Genomic DNA, 10,730 nt, shown 5'->3' with positions numbered 1-10,730 from the left:
CGGCGGATCTGCTGCTCGGCTCCCGCGGCGTTCGGGGCGGGAGGTCGCCCGCTTCGCGCTCGGCGGATCTGCTGCTCGGCTCCCGCGGCGTTCGGGGCGGGAGGTCGCCCGCTTCGCGCTCGGCGGATCTGCTGCTCGGCTCCCGCGGCGTTCGGGGCAAGAGGTCGCTCGCTTCGCGCTCGGCGGATCTGCCGGTCGGCTGCCGCCGCTTCAGGCGGTAGCCAGTCGAGCGCGGAGCGGGCGACATAGGGCCGTACGGTCAGGGGGTGCGACCGAGGGCCAGGTGGCCGAGGAGGGAAGGGTCGGCGCCGAACTCGGCGAGGGTGACCTTGTGCAGGGTGGCGCCGGGGATCAGGGCGGCCCACTGCTCGGCGATCGGAAAGGGGTGGACGGGGTCGTCGACGGCCCCGATCACCACCGTGGGGACGGGGAGGGAGCGCAGGCGCGCCTCGGCGGGCCAGCGGTAGGCCGCCGCCTCCTCCAGCGCGGCGGGCAGCGCCGAACCGTACCCACGCCAGGACCGGGTCAGCGTCTCCGCGAGCCAGCCGGGGCTGCCCGCCCGCATCCGCGCGATCGTCTCCTCGAGCCCGTCCGCCCGCACCTGCGCCGCGGTGATCCGCGCGCTCAGCGCCGCCGGGCACTCCCCGTCCGCCCCCGCGGTCCACGCGGGCAGCGCCGCGATGACCCCGGCCGCGGACTCCGGGTGCGCGCACCCCCACTCGACCGCGATCGCGGCCCCGAGCGAGATCCCGGCCGCGACCACCCGCCCGTACCGCCGCGCGGCGGCATCGAGCGCCGCCAGGCAGCTCGCGACGACCGCCTCCGGATCCGGTTGCACGGCGATGATCGGCAGCTCACGAGCGGTGCACGCGGCCCCGAAGGCCCGCATGGCGAAGTCCGCGTCGGAGCCGGTACCGGGCAGGGCCACCACCACGGCCGGATCGGGAAAGCGCAACATCGGGCCGAGCGTAGCGGCCCCCGGTCCCGCCATCTACAGTGGCGGTGTACGGCCACAACCGGCCGAGCGAGGAAACCACGACGGCGTGCAACCCACGTCGCGAATGCCAGGAGAGCGTGCCATGTCATCCGCTGCCTCGGGATATTTCCGTCGCCTCGGCCGCCGGCTCACCGCGGATATCGACCACCTGGACGCCGAGGAGCTGGCCGAGTCGGCCGAGGCCTCCGGCGCCTGTCGCGCCTCCGAATGCCGCCGCGGCGAAGAGGTCTCCATGCTCGGCAGGCTGCGCAGCGTCGAGGCCTGCTCCAAGGCGGCGGGCGCCGCCATCGAGGCCGAGCTCTTCGACGGCACCGACGCCATCACCCTGGTGTGGATCGGGCGCAAGCGGATCCCCGGGATCGAGCCGGGCCGCAAGATCCTGGTCCGCGGCCGGGTCGGCGAGCGGGACGGCCGCAAGGTGATCTTCAACCCCTACTACGAACTGCGTGGGAACAGCTGACGTATGCCGACCAGTGACGACACCGGGACCCGCGACGAGCCCGAGGCCGAAGCGGAGACCCGAGCGGAGCGCTCCGAACAGACCGTTCTGGAACAGCTCGGCGGCATCAGCGGCCTGATCTACTCCACCCTCCCGGTCCTGGTCTTCGTGCCGGTGAACACGCTGTGGGGGCTCACCGCCGCGGTCTGGGCCGCGCTCGGGGTGGCGGCCGCGATCCTGGTCTGGCGGCTGGTCCGGCGCAGCCCGATCCAGCCCGCCATCTCCGGCTTCATCGGCGTCGGGATCTGCGCCTTCATCGCCTACCGGGTCGGCGAGGCCAAGGGCTACTTCCTGTTCGGCATCTACACCAGCCTGGTCTATGCCGGGATCTTCCTGGCCTCGATCCTGGTGCGCAGGCCGCTGGTCGGGGTGCTCTGGGGCGTGCTGAACGGCCACGGGGCCACCTGGCGGGAGCAGCCCGCCGTCGTGCGGCTCTACGACCTCGCCACGCTGGCCTGGGTGCTGGTCTTCGGCGCCCGCTACCTGGTGCAGTCCGAGCTGTACGACACCGACCACACCGGCTGGCTCGCGGTCGCCAGGATCGCCATGGGGTGGCCGCTGACCGCGGTCGCGCTGGTGGTCACCGTGTGGGCGGTGCGCCGGGCCGGGCACGCCCCGGTCAAGTCCGCGAAGTCCGTCGGGCGGCACGCCGCCCGCTAGGGGGTGCCATCCCCACCGGGAGGTGGGGGTGTTCCCCACCCTGGGGTACCTGTTTCCGAGGTCCGTTCCGACGGACGATTTTCTCGTCACCGAAAACGAACGGCGAGAAAGGACCTCGGAGCAATGGCCACCGAGCACACCACCGCGATCCACTCCACCCGGACCTCCTCGAGCCGTTCCGGCGCCGCCAACTCCGAGAGCCGCCGGGTCGCCGCCGAGCTCGACGGCCTGATCGGCCCGGCCGCCGCGGGCGACCAGCGGGCGGTCGGTGACATCCTGCGGATCGTGCAGCCGCTGGTGCGCCGCTACTGCCTGGCCCGGCTCGGCAACAGCAGCCACCTGCAGGTGACCGCCGACGACGTGGTGCAGGAGATCCTGATCGCCACCGTCAAGGCCATCCCGCGCTACCAGGACCAGGGCAAGTCCTTCCTGGCCTTCGTCTACGGCATCGCCGCCAACAAGGTCGCCGACGCCTTCCGCCGCGGCCAGCTGACCGCCTACCCGACCGCCGAGCTGCCGGAGACCGCCTGCTCGGCCGCGGGCCCGGAGGAGTGGGCGCTGGCCGCGGAGCGCAGCACCGAGACCCGCGAACTGATGAAGGTGCTCGCCCCCGCGCACCGCCAGGTGCTGGTCATGCGGATCGTGCTCGGGCTGAGCGCGGCGGAGACCGCCGAGGCCATCGGCACCAGCGCGGGCGTGGTCCGGGTCATGCAGCACCGCGCGCTGAACAAGCTGCGCAAGGAACTGCAGGCCGCTTAAGGGCGGATGCCGTGGTCCGCCAGGGCGACGCGGAGGTCCTCCTCCGCCTCCACCGAGGCCACGAAGAGCAGTTCGTCGTCGCCCTCGAAGGGGTCGTCGGCCTGCGGCACGATCACCCGACCCCCGCGCAGGATCGTCACCAGCGCGGTGTCCCGCGGCAGCCGCAGCGAGCGGACCGGCTTGCCCGCCAGCGCGGTGTCGTTCGGCAGCGTGATCTCCACCAGGTTCGCCTGCCCCTGCCGCAGCGTCATCAGCCGCACCAGGTCGCCGACCGAGACCGCCTCCTCCACCAGCGAGGCCAGCAGCCGCGGGGTGGAGACGGCGACGTCCACCCCCCAGGACGAATCGAAGAGCCACTCGTTGCGCGGATCGTTCACCCGCGCCACCACCCGGCTCACCCCGAACTCGGTCTTGGCCAGCAGGCTGTGCACCAGGTTCACCTTGTCGTCGCCGGTCGCGGCGATGACCACCTCGTAGGTCTCCATTCCCGCCTCCTCCAGCAGGGAGAGCTCGCAGGCGTCGGCGTGCACCCAGATCGCGTCCGGGATCGCCTCCTCGTCGAGGTGCGACAGCTCCCGCTCCAGCAGCATGACCCGGTGCCCGCCGCGCAGCAGCTCCCGCGCGATCGAGCGCCCGACGGCGCCCGCTCCGGCAATCGCGACCTTCATCCTCAGTCCTCGCTCGCGGGGGGTTTGGCGGCCATGGCGACGGCCTCGCCGACGCTGCCGGAGGGCACCGCCACGTAGACGACGTCGTCGGCCTGCACGATGGTCTTGGTGTCCGGCAGCAGCCCGCGGCCGAAGCGCAGCACGAACGCCACCCGCACGCCGACCGCGCGCTCCAGGTCGCGCACGGTCCGGCCGAACCACTCCTCGTGCAGCACCAGCTGGGTGACCGCGACCGTCCCGGTGGGGTCGCGCCAGGTGGTGGTGCTGCTGTCGGCGATCAGGGTGCGCAGGAAGCGGTCGGTGGTCCAGGGCACGGTGGCGATGGTCGGGATGCCGAGCCGCTCGTAGACGGCGGCGCGCTTGGCGTCGTAGATCCGGGCGACGACCCGCTCCACGCCGAACATCTCGCGCGCCACCCGCGCGGAGATGATGTTGGAGTTGTCGCCGGAGGAGACCGCGGCGAAGGCGTCGGCGCGCTCGATCCCGGCCCTGGTGAGCACGTCCCGGTCGAAGCCGACGCCGACCACGGTGGTCCCGGGGAAGTCGGCGCCGAGGCGCAGGAAGGAGCTGGGGTCGCGGTCGATCACCGTGACCTCGTGCCCGACCCGGATCAGCGCCCGGGCCAGCGAGGAGCCGACCCGCCCGCACCCCATGATCACTACGTACACCACAACCTCGTTCCTGAACCGTGGCGCTGGAGGCCACGGCCGCTCCGGCATCCGAACCGTACCGCCCGCGATGTCCTCCCGGCACGTTTCCCCGTGCGGCCGCGTGGCAAACGCCGGGGTGGCCCGCATCGCCTCCATCCGGAAACGCCCCGGTCGCGCGGGCGGGAGACCGGACGGCACTCTATGCTCCCTCCGGTGTCCAAGTTGACGACGGCCGCCAAACGCATGCTGCTCGGCAGGCCGTTCCGCAGCGATTCGCTGGGTCACACCCTGCTCCCGAAGCGGATCGCGCTGCCGGTCTTCGCCTCCGATGCGATGTCGTCGGTGGCGTACGCGCCGGAGGAGATCTTCCTGGTGCTCTCCGCCGCCGGGCTCTCCGCCTACCTGTACGCGCCGTGGGTCGGGCTGGCGGTCGCGGCGGTCATGGCCGTCGTGGTCGCCAGTTACCGGCAGAACGTGCACGCCTACCCCTCCGGCGGCGGCGATTACGAGGTCGCCACCACCAACCTCGGCCCGAGCGCCGGGCTCACCGTCGGCAGCGCGCTGCTGGTGGACTACGTGCTGACCGTCGCGGTCTCGATCTCCGCGGCCGCCTCCAACATCGGCTCCGCGATCCCGTTCGTCGCCACCCACAAGGTGCTCTTCGCGGTGGTCGCGATCGCCCTGCTCACCGCGATCAACCTGCGCGGGGTCCGGGAGTCGGGGACCGCCTTCGCGGTCCCCACCTACGCCTTCATCGTCGGCATGTTCGTGATGCTCGGCTGGGGGCTGTTCCAGGTGTACGTGCTCGGCGCGGAGCTGCACGCGGAATCGGCGGGGTTCGGGCTGGAGGCCGAGGAGGAGCACCTCTACGGCATCGCCTTCGCCTTCCTGATCGCGCGCGCCTTCTCCTCCGGCTGCGCCGCGCTGACCGGCGTCGAGGCGATCAGCAATGGCGTCCCCGCCTTCCGGAAGCCGAAGTCGCGCAATGCCGCGACCACGCTGCTGCTGCTCGGCGGGATCGCGGTGGCGCTGCTCATGGGCATCATCCTGCTGGCCGAGCGGATCGGCGTCGTCTACGCGCACGACCCGGCGCACCTGATCGGCGCGCCCGCCGACTACCACCAGAAGACGCTGATCGCCCAGCTCGCCGAGGCCGTCTTCGCGGGCTTCCCGGTCGGCTTCTTCTTCATCACCATCGTCACCGCGCTGATCCTGGTGCTCGCGGCGAACACCGCCTTCAACGGCTTCCCTGTCCTCGGCTCGATCCTGGCGCAGGACCGCTACCTGCCCCGGCAGCTGCACACCCGCGGCGACCGGCTGGCCTTCAGCAACGGCATCCTCTTCCTCTCCGGCGCCGCCATCGCCTTCGTCGTGCTCTTCGGGGCCGAGGTGACCAAGCTCATCCAGCTCTACATCGTCGGCGTCTTCGTCTCGTTCGTGCTCAGCCAGACCGGCATGCTGCGGCACTGGACCCGGCTGCTGCGCACCGAGACCGACACCGACCACCGCAAGCGGATGAAGCGCTCCCGGGTGATCAACGCCATCGGCCTCTCCGCCACCGGGACCGTCCTGGTGATCGTGCTGATCACCAAGTTCTTCGCGGGCGCCTACATCGCCATCTTCCTGATGGTCGCGATCTTCGTGGTGATGAAGATGATCAGGAAGCACTACGACTCGGTCGCCCGCGAGCTGGCCGAGACCGAGTGGGACGGCGTGCTGCCCAGCCGTTCGCACGCCATCGTGCTGGTCTCCACGCTGCACCTGCCCACCCGCCGCGCGCTCGCCTTCGCCAGGGCGACCCGGCCGGACACCCTGGAGGCGGTGACGGTGAACGTGGACGACGCCGACACCCGCAAACTGGTCCGCGAGTGGGAGCGCAGCGACATGGCGGTGCCGCTCAAGGTGGTCGAATCGCCGTACCGGGAGATCACCAAACCGGTGCTCGACTACGTCAAGCGGGTGCGCAAGGACGCCCCGCGCGAGGTGGTCACCGTGTTCATCCCGGAGTACGTGGTCGGCCACTGGTGGGAGCAGGTGCTGCACAACCAGTCCGCGCTGCGGCTCAAGGGCAGGCTGCTCTTCGAGCCCGGCGTCATGGTGACCAGCGTGCCGTGGCAGCTCAGCTCCTCGGCCAAGGCCAGGAAGCAGGGCGTGGTGGACGCGCCCGGCTCGGTGCGCCGCGGCTACGAGGACCGGCCGTGAGCGCGGGCGACGAGTTCGAGGTGCGGCTCGGCGCACCGGGGCACGGCGGCTTCTGCGTCGGCAGGCACGAGGGGCGGGTGGTCTTCGTCCGGCACGGGCTGCCGGGGGAACTGGTGCGCGCCAGGGTGACCGAGGACCGGGGCGGCTCCTTCGCCCGCGCCGACGCCGTCGAGATCCTGGAGGGGGCCGCCGGGCGGGTGCGGGCCACCTGCCCGGTCTCCGGACCCGGCGGGGCAGGCTGCTGCGACCTCACGCACGCCACCCCCGCACTGCAGCGGGAGCTCAAGGCGAGCGTGGTCGCCGAGCAGTTGCGGCGGATCGCGCTGCTGGAGCGGGAGGTCACCGTGGAGCCGCTCGGGCCGCCCGCGGAGACCGGCGGCTGGCGCACCAGGGTCCGGCTGGTGGTCGACGCCGCGGGCCGCGCCGGGGTGCACGGCCACCGGAGCGCGGAGATCGTGCCCGACCTGCGCTGCCCGCAGCCGGTCGCGGGCGCGGTCGACGGCCTGGAGCAGGAGCGATTCACGCCGGGGGCGGACCTGGTGATCGCCGTCGACTCGGCGGGGACCAGGCACGTGGTCGAGCTCGCGCCGCCCGCACCGGTGGCAGCGGCGGGTGGGCGCAGGCGCCGGGCGGAGCAGTCGCGGCGCAATGCCGCGGCCCGGCGCACCGCCGCGCACGCGCACCGCGCCACCCGCTTGCTGGACGGCGACGGCACCGCCGTGCAGCGGGTGCGGGAGCGGCGCTGGGAGCTGCCCGCCACCGCCTTCTGGCAGGCGCACCGGGCGGCGCCGGAGTACTACTCCGACCGGGTCGCCGAGTGGGCCGGACAGGCGCCGGGGCAGCGGGCCTGGGATCTGTACAGCGGCGCCGGGGTCTTCGCGGCCCGGCTGGCCGAGCAGGTGGGGCCCGGTGGTGCGGTGCACGCGGTGGAGTCCGCGCCCGGGCCGGTCGCCGCGGGCCGCGCCGCGCTGGCCGACCTGCCCTGGGTCGACCTGGAGGTGCTCCGCGTCGACCAGTGGTTCGCCGCCCGCCCTCCGCGCCCCGATGTCGTCGTGCTCGACCCGCCGCGGTCGGGCGCGGGCCGCGAGGTCGTCGGGGCGCTCACCGCCGCGGGCCCGGCCCGGATCGTGCACATCGGCTGCGACCCCGCCGCCTTCGCCCGCGACGTCGGGCTGTACCGCGAGGCCGGGTACGAGCTCACCGAGCTGCGCGCGGTCGACGCCTTCCCCGGCACGCACCACGTGGAGTGCCTGGCCCTGCTGGAGCGCTGACCGGCCGCCCGGGCTCGCCGGCGGTGCCGTTCACCGCGCGCGCCACCCCGGCCCGCTGTGCCCGAGAGCGCCGGTCGGCCGCGCCGCCCGCCGGAGCGCGCCCCGCCCCGCGCGGCCTCGCAGCCGTTCGCCGGTCAGTCGGCGTCGCGCTCGCTCTCCGGCGCTGCCAACTCCCAGGTCACTTGCAGGTGCGCACTGATCTCCTGCTCGCCGAGCTCGACCGGCACCGAGGACGACTCCGCCGCACCGGCCGCCGCCGACACCATCCGCAGCTGCGGCACCGGCCCGCCCGCGCCCGCGCTCTCGGCGATGTCCCGCACGGGACCCAGTGCGCGCCCGGCCTTCCTGGCGTACCGCTCCGCCTTGGCCAGCGCGTTCTCCCAGGCCGCGTCGCGGGCGGTGACCAGCACCGCCTCCGGGTCGGCGAGGCCGAAGGTGAGCCCGCCGAGCCGGACGTCGTCACCGCCCGCCGCCACCGCGGCCGCGATGATCACGGCCGGGCCGGGGTCGGCGTCGTCGGCGAGGTCGCGCAGCGACACCACCAGCGCGGCGTCCGCGACGTAGCCGACGATCTGCGCGCCGCGCTCCTGCTGCCAGGTGGTCTCGGTGCGCACCGAGAGCCTGCTGGTGCCGATGTCGGCGGCGCGCACGCCGTGCGCGCGCAGCGCGGCGGTGACCGCGGCGATCCGCTCGCCCGCGCCGCCGTAGGCGACCGCGACGGTGTCGGCGCGGGTCTCCACCGCGATGTCCACCCGCATGACGTCCGGCACACTGCGGGCGGTTCCGTGCCCGGTCACCGTGATCGTCCCCGCGGCCCGCTTCTTGCCGCTCACTGCCGCTCCCCTCGCCGTGGTCGCCGTCGCTGTGATTCTCCCGGCACGGCGGCGGGGGCGGGTGAGCGGGTACCGTGAATCGAAACGCACCGCGCGGCGCCCAGCCCCGTTCGCGCCCGCGGTCGCCGGTTCGCCCCGTACGGCGGCGTCCGTAGACTGTTCCGAATCACATGGGTTGTCCGGAGGGAGCGAAGTCAGGTGGGAGTGCTTTCCCGGGTCGAGACGCCCGAAGACCTCCGCGGGCTGACCGTGCCGCAGCTGCGTGAGCTGGCGGCCGACATCCGCGAGTTCCTGGTCGAGAAGGTGGCGGCGTCCGGAGGCCACCTCGGGCCGAACCTCGGCGTCGTCGAGCTGACCATCGCGCTGCACCGGATCTTCGACTCGCCCGCCGACCCGATCATCTTCGACACCGGGCACCAGGCCTACGTGCACAAGATCCTGACCGGGCGCAAGGACGGCTTCGACACGCTGCGCAAGCAGGGCGGGCTCTCCGGGTACCCGAGCCGCGCCGAGAGCCCGCACGACTGGGTGGAGTCCTCGCACGCCTCCGCCGCGCTCTCCTACGCCGACGGCCTGGCCAAGGCGTTCGCGCTGACCGGGCAGGAGCGGCACGTGGTCGCGGTGGTCGGCGACGGCGCGCTCACCGGCGGCATGTGCTGGGAGGCGCTGAACAACATCGCGGGCGCGCAGGACCGGCCCGTGGTGATCGTCGTCAACGACAACGGCCGCTCCTACGCGCCCACCATCGGCGGCCTGGCCGAGCGGCTCACCGCGCTGCGCACCCAGCCCGCCTACGAGCACGCGCTGGACGCGGGCAAGCGGCTGATCAAGAGCATCCCGCGGGTGGGGGACTCCGCCTACTCGATGGTGCACGCGGTGAAGGCGGGCATCAAGGACGCGGTGAGCCCGCAGGAGCTCTTCGGCGACCTCGGCCTCAAGTACGTCGGCCCGGTCGACGGCCACGACGTGGTCGCGATGGAGGCGGCGCTGCGCCGGGCCAAGGACTTCGGCGGCCCGGTGGTGGTGCACGCGGTCACCCAGAAGGGCCGCGGCTACGCCCCCGCGGAGAACCACCTCGCCGACCAGATGCACGCCTGCGACCCGATCGACCCGCTCACCGGCGAGGCGCTCGGCGGGCCCAAGGCGCGCGGCTGGACCTCGGTCTTCTCCGAGGAGCTGATCGCGCAGGCCGAGCGCCGCAGCGACGTGGTGGCGATCACCGCCGCCATGCCAGGCCCGACCGGGCTGGCCGCCTTCGGCGAGCGTTTCCCGGACCGGATGTTCGACGTCGGCATCGCCGAGCAGCACGCCATGGCGTCGGCGGCCGGGCTCGCGCTCGGCGGCATGCACCCGGTGGTGGCGATCTACTCGACCTTCCTTAACCGGGCCTTCGACCAGCTGCTCATGGATGTCGCGCTGCTCGAGCAGCCGGTCACGCTGGTGCTGGACCGGGCCGGGATCACCGGCAGCGACGGGGCCAGCCACAACGGGATGTGGGATCTCTCGGTGCTCGGCATCGTGCCCGGCATCCGGGTGGCCGCGCCAAGGGACGCGGCGACGCTGCGCGAGGAGCTGGGCGAGGCGCTCGCCGTCACCGACGGGCCGACCGCGCTGCGCTTCCCCAAGGGCAGTGTGGGCGATGACATTCCGGCCGTGGAGCGGTTGGAGGGGTTGGACGTGCTGCGGCTCGCCGACCCGGAGGCGGATTCCGCCCGCACCGCGCGCGGGGACGTGCTGCTGCTCGCCGTCGGCGCCTTCGCCGGTACCGCGCTGGAGGCGGCCGAGATCCTGCACGCCGAGGGGTGGTCGGTCACCGTCGTCGACCCGCGCTGGGTGCTGCCGGTCTCCGACACCGTCGTGAAGTTGGCCGAGAACTACCGCCTCGTCGTCACCCTCGAGGACGGCGGGCTGCACGGCGGAATCGGCGCCACCGTCTCCGCCCGGCTCCGCGCCGCCGCGCTCGACGTGCCCACGCGGGATATCGGTGTGCCGCAAGAGTTCCTGGACCACGCCTCGCGCGGGCAGGTGCACGCCGAACTCGGCCTCACCGCCCCCGACATTTCCCGCCGAATCACCGGCTGGCTCTCGGCAGGATAAGGCGCCTCGCCCGTATATCGCATCGCCGCAAGCGGCGGCTCGACTACTTCGCGCACCGCCCTGCGCAAGCGGTGGTGCGTGCGTGCGCACTGCG

The 10,730-nt window shown here is 73.3% G+C and carries 10 protein-coding genes; 6 read left to right on the top strand and 4 right to left on the bottom strand.

Features of this window, described 5'->3' with window-relative positions:
• Nucleotides 1-259: 259 nt before the first annotated feature.
• Complete coding sequence (locus ACFUUZ_RS25775; RefSeq protein WP_378700492.1) at nt 260-958, bottom strand: alpha/beta fold hydrolase; 699 nt, start codon at nt 956-958, stop codon at nt 260-262.
• A 121-nt stretch (nt 959-1,079) separates the two neighbouring features.
• On the opposite strand from ACFUUZ_RS25775, the gene ACFUUZ_RS25770 reads away from it, so the two are divergent.
• The 3 genes from ACFUUZ_RS25770 to ACFUUZ_RS25760 all read left to right on the top strand — a co-directional run bounded on the left by ACFUUZ_RS25770 (nt 1,080) and on the right by ACFUUZ_RS25760 (nt 2,915).
• Complete coding sequence (locus ACFUUZ_RS25770; RefSeq protein WP_378700490.1) at nt 1,080-1,457, top strand: OB-fold nucleic acid binding domain-containing protein; 378 nt, start codon at nt 1,080-1,082, stop codon at nt 1,455-1,457.
• A 3-nt stretch (nt 1,458-1,460) separates the two neighbouring features.
• Nucleotides 1,461-2,156, top strand: coding sequence for a DUF3159 domain-containing protein (locus ACFUUZ_RS25765; protein WP_378700488.1), 696 nt, complete (start codon nt 1,461-1,463; stop codon nt 2,154-2,156).
• A gap of 123 nt (nt 2,157-2,279) precedes the next feature.
• A complete protein-coding gene (locus ACFUUZ_RS25760; protein WP_378700486.1) occupies nt 2,280-2,915 on the top strand; it encodes a sigma-70 family RNA polymerase sigma factor in 636 nt (211 codons plus the stop codon).
• On the opposite strand, the gene ACFUUZ_RS25755 is transcribed toward ACFUUZ_RS25760, so the two are convergent.
• Complete coding sequence (locus tag ACFUUZ_RS25755) at nt 2,912-3,583, bottom strand: TrkA family potassium uptake protein (RefSeq protein ID WP_233019483.1); 672 nt, start codon at nt 3,581-3,583, stop codon at nt 2,912-2,914. The two genes, ACFUUZ_RS25760 and ACFUUZ_RS25755, sit on opposite strands and share 4 nt — an antisense overlap.
• 2 nt (nt 3,584-3,585) lie before the next feature.
• Entirely contained in the window at nt 3,586-4,251 is a 666-nt protein-coding gene (locus ACFUUZ_RS25750; RefSeq protein ID WP_378700484.1) for a potassium channel family protein, read from the bottom strand.
• Between the two features lie 195 nt (nt 4,252-4,446).
• On the opposite strand from ACFUUZ_RS25750, the gene ACFUUZ_RS25745 reads away from it, so the two are divergent.
• Together ACFUUZ_RS25745 and ACFUUZ_RS25740 are read left to right on the top strand one after the other, a co-directional pair.
• Nucleotides 4,447-6,435, top strand: a complete 1,989-nt coding sequence (locus ACFUUZ_RS25745) for an APC family permease (protein ID WP_378700482.1) — start codon at nt 4,447-4,449, stop codon at nt 6,433-6,435.
• Complete coding sequence (locus ACFUUZ_RS25740) at nt 6,432-7,706, top strand: class I SAM-dependent RNA methyltransferase (RefSeq protein ID WP_378700480.1); 1,275 nt, start codon at nt 6,432-6,434, stop codon at nt 7,704-7,706. The genes ACFUUZ_RS25745 and ACFUUZ_RS25740 overlap by 4 nt, the downstream gene beginning before the upstream one ends.
• 134 nt (nt 7,707-7,840) lie before the next feature.
• On the opposite strand, the gene ACFUUZ_RS25735 is transcribed toward ACFUUZ_RS25740, so the two are convergent.
• The gene (locus ACFUUZ_RS25735; protein ID WP_378700478.1) at nt 7,841-8,539 is read right to left on the bottom strand and encodes an SIMPL domain-containing protein; all 699 of its coding nucleotides are present in this window, start codon (nt 8,537-8,539) and stop codon (nt 7,841-7,843) included.
• A gap of 198 nt (nt 8,540-8,737) precedes the next feature.
• Here ACFUUZ_RS25735 and dxs point away from each other — a divergent pair, with 198 nt between their 5' ends.
• Nucleotides 8,738-10,636 (top strand): 1-deoxy-D-xylulose-5-phosphate synthase, encoded by a 1,899-nt coding sequence (gene dxs / locus ACFUUZ_RS25730; protein ID WP_378700476.1) that lies wholly within the window; start codon nt 8,738-8,740, stop codon nt 10,634-10,636.
• Nucleotides 10,637-10,730: the final 94 nt, after the last annotated feature.

The organism is Nocardia sp. NPDC057353, assembly GCF_042667085.1.
Lineage (GTDB): Bacteria > Actinomycetota > Actinomycetes > Mycobacteriales > Mycobacteriaceae > Nocardia.
Note: the sequence above shows the minus strand (reverse complement) of the source record. Positions and strands in the feature narration are given on the sequence as shown.

Excerpts from the sequence above, each read along its gene's own strand:
- ACFUUZ_RS25755 (WP_233019483.1), bottom strand. The coding sequence starts at position 3,583 with ATGAAGGTCGCGATTGCCGGAGCGGGCGCCGTCGGGCGCTCGATCGCG.
- ACFUUZ_RS25775 (WP_378700492.1), bottom strand. The coding sequence starts at position 958 with ATGTTGCGCTTTCCCGATCCGGCCGTGGTGGTGGCCCTGCCCGGTACC.
- ACFUUZ_RS25770 (WP_378700490.1), top strand. The coding sequence starts at position 1,080 with ATGTCATCCGCTGCCTCGGGATATTTCCGTCGCCTCGGCCGCCGGCTC.
- ACFUUZ_RS25765 (WP_378700488.1), top strand. The coding sequence starts at position 1,461 with ATGCCGACCAGTGACGACACCGGGACCCGCGACGAGCCCGAGGCCGAA.
- ACFUUZ_RS25760 (WP_378700486.1), top strand. The coding sequence starts at position 2,280 with ATGGCCACCGAGCACACCACCGCGATCCACTCCACCCGGACCTCCTCG.